The following is a 16,619-nucleotide window of genomic DNA, read 5'->3' as shown; positions in this document are numbered from 1 at the left end:
GATTCGAACCAGGGAATGCCGGTATCAAAAACCGGTGCCTTACCGCTTGGCGATATCCCATTCGTCGATTTTGTATCCACAACATAATCCGGATTGGCTGGGGTACCAGGATTCGAACCTGGGAATGCTGGTATCAAAAACCAGTGCCTTACCGCTTGGCGATACCCCATCCGGCTGCCGAAGACTGAAATGGTGCGGGAGGCGAGACTTGAACTCGCACACCTTGCGGCGCTAGAACCTAAATCTAGTGCGTCTACCAATTTCGCCACTCCCGCAAAAAGATGGTGGCTACGACGGGATTTGAACCTGTGACCCCATCATTATGAGTGATGTGCTCTAACCAGCTGAGCTACGTAGCCATCTTTTTCGCGTAACCTTCATCGGCGTTGCGGGGCGCATTATGCGTATTGAGTCTTGTAGCGTCAACAATTTTTTTGCCGTTTTTCGCCTTAAAACGCCTGTTTGTCTGGCTTGTAACCAGGCTGGTGATTTATTCGGCAAATTTCAAAGGTTGTACGATAGATTGCATAAAAAAGGGGCTCGAATGAGCCCCTTATCTTGTTGAGTAAAAACCTTATTTGTACGCTGACTGATGCACGCCAACGGCACGGCCTGAAGGGTCATCCATTGATTTAAAGGCTTCATCCCACTCAATCGCTTTAGCAGAAGAGCAGGCCACCGATGGACCGCCCGGCACACACTCAGCAGCGCTGGCGATCGGGAACAACTCTTCAAAGATCTCGCGATACAGATACGCTTCTTTCGAGTTCGGCGTGTTGTACGGGAAGCGGAAGTGCGCAGTCGACAGCTGTTGGTCAGTGATTTGCTTCGCCGCCACTTCTTTCAACGTATCGATCCAGCTGTAGCCAACACCGTCTGAGAACTGCTCTTTCTGGCGCCACGCCACGCTCTCTGGCAGATAAGAAGAGAAGCATTCACGCAGGATGTGTTTTTCCATCTTGCCGTTGCTGCCGCACAGTTTGTCTACCGGGTTGATGCGCATCGCCACGTCGAGGAATTTCTTGTCGAGGAACGGCACACGCGCTTCCACGCCCCATGCGGACATCGCTTTGTTGGCGCGAGCACAGTCAAACATGTGCAGAGCCAGCAGTTTACGCACGTTCTCTTCGTGGAATTCTTTGGCATTTGGCGCTTTATGGAAATAGAGGTAGCCGCCAAAGACTTCATCTGCACCTTCACCGGACAACACCATTTTGATGCCCATCGCTTTGATCTTACGCGACATTAAATACATCGGCGTAGAGGCGCGAATGGTGGTCACATCATAGGTTTCGATGTGGTAAATCACGTCACGAATCGCATCCAGACCTTCCTGCACGGTGAAATGGATTTCGTGGTGCACGGTGCCAAGGTGTTCTGCGACCGATTTCGCCGCTTTCAGGTCTGGAGAACCTTCCAGGCCAACCGCGAAGGAGTGCAGCTGCGGCCACCATGCATCGCTCTTATCCGCATCTTCTACACGTTTGGCAGCAAAGCGTTTGGTCACGGCAGAGATGATGGATGAGTCCAGACCGCCGGACAGCAGCACGCCGTAAGGCACGTCAGACATCAGGTGACTTTTTACGGACTCTTCCAGCGCATGCTTCAGTTCGGCGGCATCCGTGGTGTTGTGTTCAACGGCGGAATATTCCATCCAGTCACGCTGCCAGTAACGACGGATTTCACCATCGGCACTCGACATGTAGCTTCCCGGCGGGAATTCTTTGATGCTGCGGCACACCGGTACCAGTGCTTTCATCTCGGAAGCGACATACAGGTTGCCGTGCTCGTCGTTGCCCATATACAGCGGGATGATGCCGATGTGATCGCGGCCAATCAGATATTGTTGCTTCACGCTGTCCCACAGGATGAAGGCGAACATGCCTTGCAGCTCGTCGAGGAAATCGACGCCTTTTTCCTGATACAGCGCGAGAATAACTTCACAGTCAGAACCGGTCTGGAAAGCGTAACGATCGCTCAACTCCGCACGCAGCGCCTGATGGTTGTAAATTTCGCCGTTAACAGCCAGTACGTGGGTGTGGTCAGCGTTATACAGCGGTTGTGCGCCGTTGTTAACGTCAACAATCGACAGACGCTCATGCACCAGAATGGCTTTATCATCTGCATAAACACCTGACCAATCCGGGCCGCGATGACGCATCAGACGAGAAGATTCCAGCGCTTTCTTGCGCAGCTCAATAGGATCGCTTTTCAGATCCAGCACACCAAAAATTGAACACATAACTGACTCCTGATCTCACCTTGTGGCGAAGTTATTTCTACGTTTGTCCGGCAGCCTTGACTGCGTGATGCATAAGAAAATGCGCTAAATGGTGGTGTTAGCGCAAGCAAAATTGCGATTCTTTGATAAAAAGAATGTTGATGGGCAAGTAATATTGAATATTATTCACTTTGTGCGTGGTTATTTTAGATGTCATCTAATGAAATGGCCTTTTTGTTCATTTTGTGGTCATGCTGCGAGCGGCAAACTCAGGCTTAACCCCAGAAAAAACAAAAGCCCTGCATGAGCAGGGCTATAAGAAGAGGTGATGACTGGGTTCAGAACAGGTCGATATCGGCAACCGACGGATAAATCCAATCCGGGCGGAAAGGCATGGCATCAATATCACTCAGCGTGGATACGCCAGACAGCACCAGAATGGTTTCCAAACCCGCCTGGAAGCCTGCCAGAATGTCTGTGCGCAAGTTATCGCCGACAATCACCGTCTCTTCCGAATGCGCATGCATCTTGTTTAACGCTGCGCGCATGATGTACGGACTCGGCTTGCCGACATAAAACGGTTTACGGCCGGAAATGGTTTCGATGCCCGCGCAGAGCGCTCCGCACGCCGGAACAAAGCCGCGCGCGTGCGTATCGGGATTGGTGGCGATAAAACGTGCGCCATTGGCCACGAAGAAAGCGGCTTTATGCATCATCTCCCAGTTGAAGGAGCGCGTTTCTCCAACGATGACGAAATCTGGATTGACATCAGTGATGGTGAAGCCGGCTTTATACAGCTCATGAATCAGCGCACCTTCACCGATCACGTAGGCTTTTTTCCCTTCCTGGCGGCGCAGGAAATCGGCGGTCGCCATCGCCGAGGTGTAAAACACTGAATCGGGGACGTCAATGCCAGCGTTGGCAAAACGGTTCGCTAGATCCAGCGCGGTTTGCGAAGGATAGTTGGTCAACACCACCAACGGCATATCTTTCGCCAGAATGCGCTGCAGAAATTCGTTCGCGCCGGGAACGGCGGTATTGTCGTGCATCAACACGCCGTCGATGTCACAGATTACGCTTTTAATCGTCATAAATTGCATCCGGTCGGGCCCGCTAAAAAAGCAGGCTGGTGATTACTCTTCCAGCAGATGTTGCAGCAAAATGCCATTCAGCATAGCGCGTTTTGCCAGCGCAAAGGCGCCAATAGCCGAGCGATGATCGAGCTCGGAACGCACCACCGGCAAGTTTTTACGGAAAGCGGGAAGCGTCTGCGTGTTAATGCACCCTTCAATGGCAGGAAACAGCACTTTATCGGCTTCAGTAATTTCACCGGCTAACACCACTTTTTGTGGATTAAACAAGTTGATGGCGATAGCAATCGCCTTTCCTAAATAGCGGCCGACATACTCAATCACTTCACACGCCAGCGCGTCGCCGTGGTTAGCGGCGCGGCAAATCTGCGGCATCAGACAGTCATTCAAGGTTAATGAACTGGGATAGCCTTGGTTCAACAGGTGGCGCACGCGGTTTTCAATCGCACCGTTCGCTGCAATGGTTTCCAGGCAGCCAAAGTTGCCGCAGTGGCAACGTTCACCCAATGGATCAACCTGAATATGGCCAATCTCGCCGACGTTACCGTTACTGCCGAGGAAAATATGGCCGTTGGCGATGATTCCGGCACCGGTTCCGCGATGCAAACGCACCAGAATGGAGTCTGCGCAATCGCGACTTGCACCGAAGTAGTGCTCGGCCAGCGCCAGGCTGCGAATGTCATGGCCCACAAAGCTGGTGACGTTAAAGCGTTTTTTCAGGCTGGAAACCAGAGGCCAGTGACTTACCGCGATGTGCGGCATATAGCGAATGATACCGTTAATGGGATCGACCAAACCGGGCAGAATCACTGAAATGGCAATCAGCTCATGAATCTTCCGCTGATGCGCCGCCATAAAGGCGCTGATGGCATTGAACAGCGCATTCTCCAGCGTTTCCTGGGTGCGCTCCGGCAGCGGATAATCTTCCTGCGCCAGCGATTTCCCACTCAGATCAAACAGCGTCAACGTGGCGTCATTACGCCCTAAGCGCACGCCTATAGTATGAAAATGCCGGGTTTCAGTAATGATGGAGATGGCGCGACGCCCACCGGTGGAGGCCTGTTGCTCCACCTCTTTGATGAGGCCGCGCTCGATGAGCTGGCGGGTAATTTTGGTGACACTGGCGGGCGCAAGTTGACTGTGTTCGGCAATCTGAATGCGCGAAATCGGCCCCTGTTGATCGATTAGCCGATAGACGGCTGCACTATTAAGTTGTTTAACAAGATCAACATTTCCTATTTGAGACTGGCCGCCAGTGGTCATTCAATGCTTACTCGCTGAGGACGCTGTCTCCGTTGACGAACGTCTTAGTGATTTGATAATCGCGGGTAAAGACAGTCAGGTTGGCGACTTTTCCTGCTTCGACCGTGCCTAACTGCTTCTCCACACCCATCGCCTGCGCCGGATAGAGCGTCGCCATACGCAGCGCTTCATCAAGAGCGATACCGCAATGTTCAACGCTGTTCTGCACCGCTTCAATCATGGTCAAGGCAGAACCGCTGAGCGTACCGTTCTCGTCAACGCACAGGCCATCGCGATAGTATATTGTTTTGCCTGCAAAAATGAATTGATCAATCGACGCGCCCGCCGGTGCTGTGGCATCCGTCACTAACACCAGTTTGTCGCCTTTAATGCGTTTTGCATTGCGCACATTAGCGTAATGGACATGTAAACCATCCGCAATGATGCCGCAGTATACATCAGGCGAATCAAACAGCGCACCGATCAGACCTGGCTCACGTCCGGCAAAGGTTGGCATAGCATTATAAAGATGCGTGGCAAAACTGACGCCCGCGCTGAAGCCAATTTTTGATTCTTCATAAGTTGCGTTGGAGTGACCGGCTGAAACAATGATGCCGGCATTGCGCAGCTTACGAATCACTTCGCTGCCTGCATTTTCAGGTGCCAGAGTGACTTTAGTAATGACATCGGCATTGGCGCACAGGAAATCTACCAGCTCGGCATCCGGCAAACGAATCAGTTCAGGATTGTGCGTGCCTTTCTTGGCTTTATTCAGCCACGGACCTTCCAGATGGAGGCCGATGGCCTGATTCTGATGCTTTTCCAGATAGGCGCGCATGGTTTCGACGGCGCGTTTCATCAGCGCATCGGTGCTGGTAATCAGCGTCGGCAGATAGCTGGTGCAGCCTGACTTCTCGTTGGCGCGCTGCATGATCTCCAGCGTTTCAACGCTCAGTGCATTGATGTCATCGTTGAACTGCACGCCACCGCAGCCGTTGAGCTGCAAATCAATAAAACCAGGAGCGATAAACGCACCAGCCACATCCTGCTGTGCAATTGCCGCGTCCAGGGCATCACGCGGACACACGCGCTCAATCAGGCCATCCGCAATCACAACCGCATGATTGTCCAGTATTTCATGACCGGTAAAAATTCGGCCGTTTACTAATGCGTACATCGTTTCTCTCCCAGCTAAGCCTGCTGCCTGAACGCAGCAGGTTTTATTACAACGTGTTCTCACACACCTTTCATATTTTCCGCTTCCATTTCGCGGAAATATTTCACGGTTTTGACTTTCAGTTCCATGGTGGCGGGCTCGTCACAGACCACGACAGATTTGGCATGCAGCTGCAGGCAGCTGATGGTCCACATGTGGTTGACGTTACCTTCAACCGCCGCCTGCAGCGCTTGCGCTTTCAGATGGCCGGTAACCAGAATCATCACTTCTTCGGCATCCAGCAGCGTACCGACACCGACCGTCAGAGCATATTTCGGCACCTGATCCACATCACCGTTAAAGAAACGTGAGTTTGCGATGCGCGTGTCGTGCGTCAGGGTTTTGATGCGTGTACGTGAGGAGAGTGAAGAAGCCGGTTCGTTGAAGGCGATGTGACCGTCGTTGCCCACGCCGCCCATAAACAGGTTAATTTTGCTGTAAGCGCGGATCTTCTCTTCGTATTGACGACATTCTGCGTCAATATCTTCGGCATTGCCATTCAGAAGATTGATATTTTTCGGTTTAATATCAACATGATCGAAAAAGTTACGGTACATAAAGCTGTGGTAACTTTCCGGATGCTCTTTTGGCAGGCCAACGTACTCATCCATATTGAAGGTGACAACGTGCTCGAAACTAACCTGGCCCGCTTTGTGCATGTCAATCAGGTGCTTGTAAGCTTCCAGTGGTGTTCCACCGGTTGGCAGACCCAGCACGAAAGGACGTTCTGCGCTAGGCTTAAACGCATTAATGCGGTTAACAATGTGGCGTGCGGCCCATTTACCCACTTGGGTCGGTGTGGCCAACGGGATCAGTCTCATGTCTTCACCTCAATTAAGATTGGAAATGTGGAGTTGCCGTTTCTCTGACAGTTTTCTGCCTTTAAGCGTAATGCGTTTAAGCGTAGCCATCCGGGAAAAGTGCGATTCGATATTTTTCATCATAAAATAAGTTTGAGGTGCTGGCTAGCATTTCGCATTATCAAACCACCATTTTGGTGATTAAAGTCACAGTTGTAGTGGTTTTAATTTGCGAGGCGAATTAATTTATCTTTACACTGCGCCTCGTGGTGAAAAGTGTCATCAAGGTACCGGGCGACGGGATAATAAAATCAACCTGCGCCACGGCAAAACGCCAGTCTCATAGGGGGAGAATAAGGTGAGTGTATTAGGATATCTGCAAAAGGTCGGCCGCGCGCTTATGGTGCCGGTAGCGACTCTGCCGGCAGCGGCAATCTTGATGGGTGTTGGATATTGGATCGATCCAGATAGTTGGGGCGCAGGCAATGCGCTGGCGGCACTGCTGATCAAATCCGGTTCGGCGATCATCGACAACATGTCCGTGCTGTTTGCCATTGGTGTGGCATACGGTATGTCAAAAGATAAAGACGGTGCAGCAGCGTTAACCGGCTTCGTCGGCTTCCTGGTGGTGACCACACTCTGTTCACCGGCTGCGGTAGCGATGATTCAGAAAATACCGGTCGAGCAAGTGCCTGCCGCCTTCGGTAAAATCAATAACCAGTTTGTTGGTATCCTGGTGGGTATTCTCTCTGCTGAGGTTTACAACCGCTTCAGCCACGTTGAGCTGCCAAAAGCGCTGTCGTTCTTTAGCGGCCGCCGTCTGGTGCCGATCCTTGTCTCCTTCCTGATGATCGTCGTCGCCTTCGTGCTGATGTACATCTGGCCGATCATTTTCGGTGGACTGGTGAGCTTTGGTGAGCACATCCAGAAAATGGGTTCAATCGGTGCGGGCGTCTATGCCTTCTTTAACCGTCTGCTGATTCCTGTTGGTCTGCATCACGCACTGAACTCGGTATTCTGGTTCGACGTTGCTGGCATTAATGATATTCCTAAATTCCTCGGCGGCGCGCAGTCTATCGCTGAAGGTACCGGTATTCCAGGCATCACCGGTCGTTATCAGGCGGGCTTCTTCCCAATCATGATGTTTGGTCTTCCAGGTGCAGCGCTGGCAATTTACCACTGCGCACGCCCAGAAAACCGCGCCAAAGTCGGCGGTATCATGCTGGCGGCGGCTTTTGCAGCCTTCTTTACCGGTATCACCGAACCGCTGGAATTCTCCTTCATGTTCGTGGCGCCGGTGCTGTATGTGATTCACGCGGCACTGACAGGTCTTTCTGTGTTCATCGCCGCGAGCATGCAGTGGATTGCCGGTTTCGGCTTCAGTGCGGGTCTGGTGGATATGGTGCTGTCAACGCGTAACCCGCTGGCGGTCCACTGGTGGATGCTGATCCCACAAGGTTTGGTGTTCTTCGTTATCTACTACGCGGTGTTCCGCTTCACCATCCAGAAATTTAACCTGATGACGCCGGGCCGCGAACTCTCTGCGGGCGATGAAACTGATGGTTATGACGTCAATGTCGATAACAGCGGCAACGGTGAAAGCCAAACTGAATCGCTGGCACGTCGTTACATTGCGGCGGTGGGGGGCTCAGAAAACCTGACCCACATCGATGCCTGTATCACTCGTCTGCGTTTGAACGTTAAAGATTCTGCGCAGGTTAATGAAGGTGTGGCTAAGCGTCTCGGTGCTTCCGGTGTGATTCGTCTGAACAAACAAAGCGTGCAGGTCATCGTCGGTACTCAGGCGGAAAGCATTGCGATGGCAATGAAAACTGTCCTGAGCAAAGGTCCGGTTGCGGCATCTGCTGCCGCGTCAACGGCTGCGCCTGCTGCGGCTGTGAAATCACAGGCGGTGCTTAACAGCGAAAAACCTGTGATTGCTACGCTGCTGGCACCAGTAACCGGTGACATTGTTGCGCTGGAAAATGTGCCTGACGAAGCGTTCGCCAGTAAGGCAGTCGGCGATGGTCTGGCGATCAAACCAACCGGTAAAACTGTGGTTGCGCCAACCGCCGGAACCGTGGTGAAAATCTTCAATACCAACCATGCGTTCTGCCTCGAAGCGGAAAACGGTGTCGAGATCGTCGTGCACATGGGTCTGGATACGGTGGCACTGGAAGGTAAAGGCTTCACGCGTCTGGTTGAAGAGGGCACAACGGTCACTGCAGGTCAGCCAATCCTGGAAATGGATTTAGACTTCCTCAATGCCAACGCCCGCTCGATGATCAGTCCGGTTGTGGTCAGCAACAGCGATGATTTCGCTGGTCTGAATTTACTGGCAACCGGTTCAGTGGTTGCAGGCCAAACCCCGCTGTACGAGGTTAAAGGCTAAGTCCTTGTGATTGAGCCAGAAGGCAGGAAGCGATTCCTGCCTTTTTTGTTTTAAAACGACCAACAAACGGTTGTTTCCCTCCTGTGCTTTGTGGATCATACTCCGTTACTTCGTGGTACAAATCACCCGTTATAGTTTTTGAGGATTTTGAGATGAGTGAGGCTGAAGCCCGCCCAACGAACTTTATTCGTCAGATCATCGACGAAGATTTGGCGAGCGGTAAGCACAACAGTGTGCATACCCGTTTCCCGCCTGAGCCCAATGGTTATCTGCATATTGGCCATGCGAAATCTATCTGCCTGAACTTTGGTATTGCGCAAGACTACCAAGGTCAGTGCAATCTGCGTTTCGACGACACTAACCCAGTAAAAGAAGATCTGGAGTTTGTTGAATCCATTAAGCGTGATGTGCAATGGCTGGGCTTTGAGTGGAGCGGCAACATTCATTACTCCTCAGACTACTTCGACCAACTGTTCAACTATGCGGTTGAGCTGATCAACAAAGGCCTGGCCTATGTTGATGAACTGTCAGCAGATGAGATCCGTGAATATCGCGGTTCCCTGACGGCACCGGGCAAAAACAGTCCGTATCGCGATCGCAGCGTGGAAGAAAACCTGGCGCTGTTCCAGAAGATGCGCGATGGCGGTTTCGAAGAGGGCAAAGCCTGTCTGCGTGCCAAAATCGACATGGCGTCCAGTTTCATCGTGATGCGTGATCCAGTGCTGTATCGCATTAAGTTTGCCGATCACCATCAGACTGGCAGCAAGTGGTGCATCTATCCGATGTACGACTTCACCCATTGCATTTCGGATGCGATTGAAGGCATTACGCACTCACTCTGTACGCTGGAGTTCCAGGACAACCGTCGTCTGTACGATTGGGTGCTGGATAACATCACCATTCCGGTTCATCCACGGCAGTACGAATTTTCACGCCTGAATCTGGAATACGCGGTTATGTCGAAGCGTAAACTGACTCAGCTGGTGAGCGAGAAGGTTGTCGAAGGCTGGGACGATCCGCGCATGCTGACCGTATCTGGTCTGCGTCGTCGTGGTTACAGCGCCGCTTCCATCCGTGAATTCTGCCGCCGTATTGGTGTGACCAAACAGGACAATATCGTGGAGATGGCTTCACTGGAATCGTGCATTCGTGACGATCTCAATGAAAACGCACCGCGTGCGATGGCCGTAATGGATCCGCTGAAAGTGGTGATCGAGAACCTGCCTGCCGGTCACGAAGAGATCATCAGCATGCCGAATCATCCGAATAAACCGGAGATGGGCACGCGAGAAGTGCCATTCAGTCGTGAAGTGTGGATCGATCGCGCGGATTTCCGTGAAGAGGCCAACAAGCAGTACAAACGTCTGGTGCTGGGCAAAGAAGTGCGTCTGCGTAATGCATACGTGATCCGTGCCGAGCGAGTAGCGAAGGATGATGAGGGCAATATCACCTGCATCTATTGTACCTGCGACGTTGATACGCTGAGCAAAGATCCGGCCGATGGCCGCAAAGTGAAAGGCGTTATCCATTGGGTTTCTGCGATTCACGCGCTGCCAGCGGAATTCCGCCTGTACGATCGTCTTTTCAGTGTGCCAAATCCGGGCGCGGCGGAGGATTTCCTCACCACCATCAACCCGAACTCACTGGAAATCAAACAGGGCTTCGTGGAGCCAGGTTTGCGTGCAGCCGATCCAATGGCGCCGTACCAGTTTGAACGAGAAGGCTATTTCTGTGCGGATAGCGTCTATTCACAGCCATCCAAGCTGGTGTTTAACCGCACCGTTGGTTTACGTGATACCTGGGCAAAAATCGGCGATTAATATTTTTTGTCGCTAGCACGATATGATCATGAAAGGGCGAGCAATCGCCCTTTTTTATTGTCTCGATTTAACCAGATACGACCTTTTATGCTGCTCCCTGCAATTAGCCATTAATTCCTTATTTGCGACTATTCTGACTTTAGCAAAATTAAACCATTTGCCAGTGTGAAAAACTTTTTTTCAGGTAGGCTATGCGCTCTCAGCCGTTGCTCTGCGGGTAATCAAAGGATAAAAAATGACAAGTCTCGCCCTGGAAGCCAAACATAGCGTGGTGGTTTTACATCAGCTTATCGAACGTATTTTTAATCAGGCAGAAGGCAGTGATGACAGCATTGATCTGTTCTTGTCGTACTTTCATCCCGACTTCAAAATGGTCACGCCACAGGGTAAACAGCTTGATCTTAATGAGATGGAAACACTGTTTCGCCAGTTGCAGGGACAGCGTGAAGGGATGCGAATTGCCACCAGTGAGCACGCCATCATTTCGCAGCAAAGTGAGGAAGTCACGATTCAGTATCGTGAATTGCAGATGATGAATGGCACCAATCAGAGCCGCATTTCTCTGGCGGTGCTGGATTGCAGCACCGCCATTCCGCGCTGGCGCTACTTGCAGGAAACGCTCGTTGCCTGATTTCAGATATAAAAAAACCGGCTTAAGCCGGTTTTTTTATACTGCATAGCACACTCAATTACTTATCGTGGAGCGTATCGTCTTCGCGGCAGTCTCCCAGAGCACAGTGACCATACAGGTACAGGCTGTGGTTGCTAAGCTTGATGCCGTGGCGAGTAGCAATTTCACGCTGACGCGTTTCGATTGATTCATCGCTGAATTCGATAACTTTGCCACAATCCAGGCAGATCAAATGATCGTGATGATGTTGCTGAGTCAGTTCGAAGACAGACTTACCGCCTTCAAAGTTATGACGGGTTACGATGCCCGCGTCGTCAAACTGGTTAAGAACGCGATAAACCGTTGCCAGACCAATCTCTTCGCCCATATCGATCAGGCGCTTATACAAATCTTCCGCACTGACGTGATGGGACTCGGGGCCGGGTCCCTGAAGCACTTCCAGAATTTTCAGTCTGGGTAGCGTGACTTTCAGGCCAGCCTTCTTCAATGCGGAGTTGTTGTCAGTCATGCGGATATTGTCCTGTTACTTTGCTAGTCACTTGCGGCGCAGGGGCCTTGAATGTTTAGGTCAACGCGCATTCTCATTTGCGTCTCATTATAGAACTCAAGCAGTGAAATGAAAACCAAGGCAACGTCCTTAATCACCAAAGGTTGTAAGGATAACGTCACTAATGTCTTCAGGACGCTTGGGTTTTGGATTCCATTTCACTCAGCCTCATTCTACTGCCAGAGGAATAAGCGGATGACCATTGCGGGTATTCTACAGATTTGCGGGGAAAAGTTAAAAAACCGTAGCTATTATTTTTATAGGAAATTCCGTTGCCCGATGTGAGGCAGCGCGCACATCGGGCAGAGCAGGGAATTAAGCTTCAATAATCTCTTTCAGCTGCAACTCGTCGAAGATCTGCTTCACCCATTTCTCAACACGTTCGTTGGTCAATTCTGGTTGACGATCTTCATCAATTGCCAGACCCAGGAAGTTTTTGTCATCGGCGAGGCCTTTAGAGGCTTCGAAGTGATAGCCTTCGGTTGGCCAGTGACCCACAATCACCGCACCGTTAGGCTCGATGATGTCACGGATGGTGCCCATCGCGTCACAGAAGTATTCGGCGTAATCTTCCTGATCGCCACAACCAAACAGCGCTACCAGCTTGCCATTGAAATCAATCTCTTCCAGCGTCGGGAAGAAATCATCCCAGTCGCACTGCGCTTCGCCGTAATACCAGGTTGGAATGCCCAGCAGCAGGATGTCGAACGCATCGAGATCTTCTTTGGTGCTCTTAGCAATGTCATGCACTTCGGCGACATCTTTACCCAGTTGTTTCTGGATCATCTTTGCAATGTTTTCAGTGTTGCCGGTATCGCTGCCGAAGAAAATGCCTACGATTGCCATGGGTTAGGTAACCTCTTGAATCCTGATTGTGAAAGTAAGTCAGTTGACTGCACAGTTATGCGAATAATAGCAGACCGGTAAAAAGTGCGGAACTTGTAAAGCCGTGACTTTGTGTTCCAGCGTGCGGTCTCCGCGTGTTACGACAGTTTGAGTTGTGCCAGCAGCATTTGTTCAATCAATTCGCTGCGACTGATGTTTTGCTGATCGGCCAGCGTGCTGAGCGCGTCAACCGCCTCGCTCGACATCTTCAGCTCAACACGACGCAGCCCACGCACTTTATCGCGCTTGAGCTGGTTGCGTTTGTTGATGCGTAACTGTTCATCACGCGTCAGCGGGCTGGTTTTCGGGCGACCAGGACGCCGCTCGTCTGCGAAGAGATCAAGCGTCGTGCGGTCTGTCTGTTCTTTTGCCATGGTTTGTAAAACTGAGTGGGCGCGAACGGCGGAAAGGCGCTGCGCGATTAAAACATTATCGGCCCGACCACGGTGAAAAAATATCCGTGGCAAATTTTTAGCGCGACATCATACTCCAGCGCCTTCCCTGACGCCAACCCTAAAGCGCAAGCGGCAAGCTTTTGCTTTTACAGGTTAAAAAAACGCCGAACGGCGCGTAACACCGCATCGGGTTTCTCGGCGTGCACCCAATGTCCAGCTCCGCTGATCACATGTGCATGCGCCTGCGGGAACTGACGCAGCATCGCATCGCGATGCTGATTATCCAGATAAGGCGAGTCGCCGCCGCGGATAAACAGTGCCGGATGCGGCCACGCAGGAATCTCTTCCCAGCCGGAAATGGTGCTGTAGTTATCCCACAGCACCGGCACATTAAAGCACCATTCGCCCTCTGCGAAAGATTTGAGGATGAACTGGATCACGCCTTCTTCATCAATATGCTGACGCATTACTTCAGCGGCTTCGCTGCGGCGCGTGACGCCCGCGGCGCTCACGGCCCGAATAGCGGCAAAAATTTCGTCATGGCGGCGCGTTTGGTAATCAACGGGCGCGATATCGATCATCACCATTTTTTCGATACGTTCCGGCGCGATGGCACTGAGCGCCATGGCGATTTTGCCGCCCATCGAGTGTCCTATCACACCCGCGCGATCGATATGGTGCGCATCCAGCGTTTCGACGATGTCCTGCGCCATCACGTGATAATTCATCTCATCGCTGCGTGCCGACAAGCCGTGGTTGCGCACATCAACCTGCAGCGTCGGACGTGCGTCACGCACCCCACGCGCCAACACGCCAAGGTTATCAAGGCTGCCAAAAAGACCATGGATCAATAGAATCGGTGTGGCGTCGGGGGCAGATTGTTCAGTTTGCAGACGGGCGTTCAAAATCATGGCTAAAGTTCTTACGGTTGTGACCTTGGCTTAGGTTATCATGGATTCACCTGTCCAGCAGTCAGGCCGGAAGGCATTAGGGCATATTCCGACTTTTGCCTGGAAACGTTGCCAACGCTATCGGCTGCCACGGATTTAACTTTATAATCCTTATGTTAGAACCCGCTCACGTTTTGCACGACTGGATTTTGCTAAGGCCGTTGCATTAATGCGTGGTTCTGTCATTTGCCAGAATCGTACGGAAAAAGATGAAAACGATTGAAGTTGACGAAGAACTCTACCGTTATATTGCCAGCCACACGCAGCACATTGGTGAAAGCGCCTCTGATATTTTGCGCCGCATGTTGAAGTTCACCGCCGGACAGAGCGCACCTGCTGCGCCCGCCGCTGGTGCATCAGTGAAAGAAGCGCAACCTGCCAGCCGCGAAGCGCGTCCTCAGGATCGCGTACGCGCGGTACGTGAGCTGCTGCTCTCCGATGAATATGCCGAGCAGAATAAGGCGGTTAACCGCTTCATGTTGGTACTGTCAACGCTCTATCGTCTTGATCCGGCGGCGTTTGCTGAAGCGACTGCCTCGTTGCAGGGCCGTACCCGCGTCTACTTTGCGGGCGACGAGCACACGCTGCTGCAAAATGGCACCCATACCAAGCCGAAGCATGTTCCCGGCACGCCGTACTGGGTGATCACGAATACCAATACAGGTCGCAAATGCAGCATGGTGGAACACATCATGCTGGCTATGCAGTTCCCACAGGAACTGACAGAGAAAGTTCGCGGCACCATTTAACTGAAGCGTCAGGGAGAAGCGCCAATGGCCAATCACCCCCGTGCCGGGCAGCCTGCCCAGCAGAGCGATTTGATTAACGTTGCACAATTAACCTCGCAGTATTACGTCCTGAAGCCCGATGTGGCGAATCCGGATCATGCGGTGAAATTTGGCACTTCAGGCCACCGCGGCAGCGCGGGACGCCAAAGCTTCAACGAACAGCACATTTTGGCGATCGCGCAGGCGATTGCTGAAGAGCGCAAAAAGAATGGCATCACCGGTCCATGCTACGTCGGTAAAGACACGCATGCGCTGTCTGAGCCGGCGATTCTGTCGGTGCTGGAAGTGCTGGCCGCTAACGGCGTGGACGTGATTGTGCAGCAGGACAACGGCTATACGCCAACGCCTGCGATCTCTAACGCGATTCTTGAGCACAATAAACGCGGCGGCGCGCAGGCGGACGGCATCGTTATCACGCCTTCGCACAACCCACCAGAAGATGGCGGTATCAAATACAATCCGCCAAACGGTGGCCCGGCTGATACCAATGTCACCAAAGTGGTGGAAGATCGCGCTAACCAGCTGATCAAAGGCGAGCTGAAAGACGTGAAACGTCTGCCGCTGGATCAGGCATGGGCGAGCGGTCACATCGTTGAGCAGGATCTGATCCAGCCGTATGTTGAAGGTCTGGCGCAGGTGATTGACTTCGCCGCCATCCAGAAAGCCGGCCTGAAAATTGGCGTCGATCCATTAGGCGGCTCCGGTATTGCTTACTGGCAGCGCATTGCTGAGCACTATAAGCTGGATCTGACCATCGTTAACGATGCGATCGACCAGACTTTCCGCTTCATGCATCTGGATAAAGATGGTGTGGTGCGTATGGACTGCTCATCTGAATGCGCGATGGCCGGCTTGCTGGCATACAAAGATAAATTCGACCTGGCCTTTGGCAACGATCCTGATTACGACCGCCATGGCATCGTCACGCCTGCGGGTCTGATGAATCCGAACCACTATCTGGCGGTGGCGATCAACTACCTGTTCCAGCATCGTCCACAGTGGGGCAAAGAGGTTGCTGTTGGTAAAACCCTGGTTTCCAGCGCAATGATCGACCGCGTCGTCAACGACATTGGCCGCAAGCTGGTAGAAGTACCGGTTGGGTTCAAATGGTTCGTTGATGGTCTGTTCGATGGCAGCTTCGGTTTCGGCGGTGAAGAGAGCGCGGGCGCATCCTTCCTGCGTTTCGATGGCTCAGCCTGGTCAACCGATAAAGACGGCATCATTATGTGTCTGCTGGCCGCTGAAATCACCGCGGTCACCGGCAAGAACCCGCAGCAGCATTATGACGAGCTGGCAGAGCGCTTTGGTGCGCCAAGCTATAACCGTCTGCAGGCTCCGGCGACTTCGGCACAGAAAGCGGCGCTGTCTAAGCTGTCACCAGAAATGGTGAGCGCTGATACGCTGGCGGGTGATCCGATCACCTCACGCCTGACTGCCGCGCCGGGTAACGGTGCGTCAATCGGTGGTCTGAAAGTAATGACTGAAAACGGCTGGTTTGCCGCGCGTCCATCAGGTACAGAAGACGCTTACAAAATCTACTGCGAAAGCTTCCTGGGTGCTGAACATCGTCAGCAAATCGAGAAAGAAGCGGTTGAGATTGTTAGCGAAGTACTGAAAAACGCCTGATTGGGCAATTAAGAA

14 protein-coding genes and 3 tRNA genes are annotated in these 16,619 nt (G+C 52.2%); 5 read left to right on the top strand and 12 right to left on the bottom strand.

Annotation, left to right across the window (positions count from 1 at the left end; translation table 11 throughout):
- Positions 1–94 precede the first annotated feature (94 nt).
- From RTM06_RS16095 to nagB, 8 genes are all read right to left on the bottom strand, one after another.
- A tRNA-Gln gene (locus tag RTM06_RS16095) sits at positions 95–169 on the bottom strand.
- A 21-nt stretch (positions 170–190) separates the two neighbouring features.
- Positions 191–275, bottom strand: a tRNA-Leu gene (locus RTM06_RS16090).
- 7 nt (positions 276–282) lie between these two features.
- Positions 283–359 (bottom strand) — tRNA-Met (locus tag RTM06_RS16085).
- A 215-nt stretch (positions 360–574) separates the two neighbouring features.
- Positions 575–2,242, bottom strand: a complete 1,668-nt coding sequence (asnB, locus tag RTM06_RS16080; RefSeq protein WP_312183514.1) for an asparagine synthase B — start codon at positions 2,240–2,242, stop codon at positions 575–577.
- 317 nt (positions 2,243–2,559) lie between these two features.
- Entirely contained in the window at positions 2,560–3,312 is a 753-nt protein-coding gene (locus RTM06_RS16075) for an HAD-IIA family hydrolase (RefSeq protein WP_036649098.1), read from the bottom strand.
- 42 nt (positions 3,313–3,354) lie between these two features.
- On the bottom strand, positions 3,355–4,575 hold the full coding sequence (locus tag RTM06_RS16070; RefSeq protein ID WP_137385370.1) for an N-acetylglucosamine repressor: 1,221 nt from the start codon (positions 4,573–4,575) through the stop codon (positions 3,355–3,357).
- A 7-nt stretch (positions 4,576–4,582) separates the two neighbouring features.
- Complete coding sequence (gene nagA / locus RTM06_RS16065) at positions 4,583–5,731, bottom strand: N-acetylglucosamine-6-phosphate deacetylase (protein ID WP_312183511.1); 1,149 nt, start codon at positions 5,729–5,731, stop codon at positions 4,583–4,585.
- Positions 5,732–5,790: 59 nt separating this feature from the next.
- Positions 5,791–6,591: a glucosamine-6-phosphate deaminase gene (gene nagB, locus RTM06_RS16060; protein ID WP_312183509.1), complete on the bottom strand. Its 801-nt coding sequence runs from the start codon at positions 6,589–6,591 to the stop codon at positions 5,791–5,793.
- 337 nt (positions 6,592–6,928) lie between these two features.
- Between nagB and nagE the strand changes: the two genes are divergently transcribed.
- From nagE to RTM06_RS16045, 3 genes are all read left to right on the top strand, one after another.
- Positions 6,929–8,962, top strand: a complete 2,034-nt coding sequence (gene nagE / locus RTM06_RS16055; protein ID WP_293796482.1) for an N-acetylglucosamine-specific PTS transporter subunit IIBC — start codon at positions 6,929–6,931, stop codon at positions 8,960–8,962.
- Between the two features lie 152 nt (positions 8,963–9,114).
- Positions 9,115–10,782 (top strand): glutamine--tRNA ligase, encoded by a 1,668-nt coding sequence (gene glnS / locus RTM06_RS16050; RefSeq protein WP_312183506.1) that lies wholly within the window; start codon positions 9,115–9,117, stop codon positions 10,780–10,782.
- 235 nt (positions 10,783–11,017) lie between these two features.
- Positions 11,018–11,413, top strand: a complete 396-nt coding sequence (locus tag RTM06_RS16045; RefSeq protein ID WP_061717378.1) for a hypothetical protein — start codon at positions 11,018–11,020, stop codon at positions 11,411–11,413.
- A gap of 58 nt (positions 11,414–11,471) precedes the next feature.
- On the opposite strand, the gene fur is transcribed toward RTM06_RS16045, so the two are convergent.
- From fur to ybfF, 4 genes are all read right to left on the bottom strand, one after another.
- Positions 11,472–11,921 (bottom strand): ferric iron uptake transcriptional regulator, encoded by a 450-nt coding sequence (fur, locus tag RTM06_RS16040; protein WP_007890672.1) that lies wholly within the window; start codon positions 11,919–11,921, stop codon positions 11,472–11,474.
- Between the two features lie 354 nt (positions 11,922–12,275).
- On the bottom strand, positions 12,276–12,806 hold the full coding sequence (gene fldA, locus RTM06_RS16035; RefSeq protein WP_008107028.1) for a flavodoxin FldA: 531 nt from the start codon (positions 12,804–12,806) through the stop codon (positions 12,276–12,278).
- 137 nt (positions 12,807–12,943) lie between these two features.
- Positions 12,944–13,219: a LexA regulated protein gene (ybfE, locus tag RTM06_RS16030; RefSeq protein WP_007890670.1), complete on the bottom strand. Its 276-nt coding sequence runs from the start codon at positions 13,217–13,219 to the stop codon at positions 12,944–12,946.
- Between the two features lie 167 nt (positions 13,220–13,386).
- On the bottom strand, positions 13,387–14,151 hold the full coding sequence (gene ybfF / locus RTM06_RS16025) for an esterase (RefSeq protein WP_312183503.1): 765 nt from the start codon (positions 14,149–14,151) through the stop codon (positions 13,387–13,389).
- Between the two features lie 248 nt (positions 14,152–14,399).
- Here ybfF and seqA point away from each other — a divergent pair, with 248 nt between their 5' ends.
- The gene (seqA, locus tag RTM06_RS16020) at positions 14,400–14,939 is read left to right on the top strand and encodes a replication initiation negative regulator SeqA (protein ID WP_061717375.1); all 540 of its coding nucleotides are present in this window, start codon (positions 14,400–14,402) and stop codon (positions 14,937–14,939) included.
- A gap of 24 nt (positions 14,940–14,963) precedes the next feature.
- Positions 14,964–16,604, top strand: a complete 1,641-nt coding sequence (pgm, locus tag RTM06_RS16015; protein ID WP_312183500.1) for a phosphoglucomutase (alpha-D-glucose-1,6-bisphosphate-dependent) — start codon at positions 14,964–14,966, stop codon at positions 16,602–16,604.
- Positions 16,605–16,619: the final 15 nt, after the last annotated feature.

The organism is Pantoea sp. CTOTU46764 (assembly GCF_031974595.1).
Classification (GTDB): Bacteria; Pseudomonadota; Gammaproteobacteria; order Enterobacterales; family Enterobacteriaceae; genus Pantoea; species Pantoea trifolii.
Note: the sequence above shows the minus strand (reverse complement) of the source record. Positions and strands in the feature narration are given on the sequence as shown.

What these genes read in the sequence shown, in the direction of transcription:
- glnS (WP_312183506.1), top strand. Translation starts at nt 9,115, where the DNA reads ATGAGTGAGGCTGAAGCCCGCCCAACGAACTTTATTCGTCAGATCATC.
- RTM06_RS16045 (WP_061717378.1), top strand. Translation starts at nt 11,018, where the DNA reads ATGACAAGTCTCGCCCTGGAAGCCAAACATAGCGTGGTGGTTTTACAT.
- RTM06_RS16075 (WP_036649098.1), bottom strand. Translation starts at nt 3,312, where the DNA reads ATGACGATTAAAAGCGTAATCTGTGACATCGACGGCGTGTTGATGCAC.
- nagB (WP_312183509.1), bottom strand. Translation starts at nt 6,591, where the DNA reads ATGAGACTGATCCCGTTGGCCACACCGACCCAAGTGGGTAAATGGGCC.
- nagA (WP_312183511.1), bottom strand. Translation starts at nt 5,731, where the DNA reads ATGTACGCATTAGTAAACGGCCGAATTTTTACCGGTCATGAAATACTG.
- ybfE (WP_007890670.1), bottom strand. Translation starts at nt 13,219, where the DNA reads ATGGCAAAAGAACAGACAGACCGCACGACGCTTGATCTCTTCGCAGAC.
- pgm (WP_312183500.1), top strand. Translation starts at nt 14,964, where the DNA reads ATGGCCAATCACCCCCGTGCCGGGCAGCCTGCCCAGCAGAGCGATTTG.
- asnB (WP_312183514.1), bottom strand. Translation starts at nt 2,242, where the DNA reads ATGTGTTCAATTTTTGGTGTGCTGGATCTGAAAAGCGATCCTATTGAG.
- fur (WP_007890672.1), bottom strand. Translation starts at nt 11,921, where the DNA reads ATGACTGACAACAACTCCGCATTGAAGAAGGCTGGCCTGAAAGTCACG.
- seqA (WP_061717375.1), top strand. Translation starts at nt 14,400, where the DNA reads ATGAAAACGATTGAAGTTGACGAAGAACTCTACCGTTATATTGCCAGC.
- ybfF (WP_312183503.1), bottom strand. Translation starts at nt 14,151, where the DNA reads ATGATTTTGAACGCCCGTCTGCAAACTGAACAATCTGCCCCCGACGCC.
- fldA (WP_008107028.1), bottom strand. Translation starts at nt 12,806, where the DNA reads ATGGCAATCGTAGGCATTTTCTTCGGCAGCGATACCGGCAACACTGAA.
- RTM06_RS16070 (WP_137385370.1), bottom strand. Translation starts at nt 4,575, where the DNA reads ATGACCACTGGCGGCCAGTCTCAAATAGGAAATGTTGATCTTGTTAAA.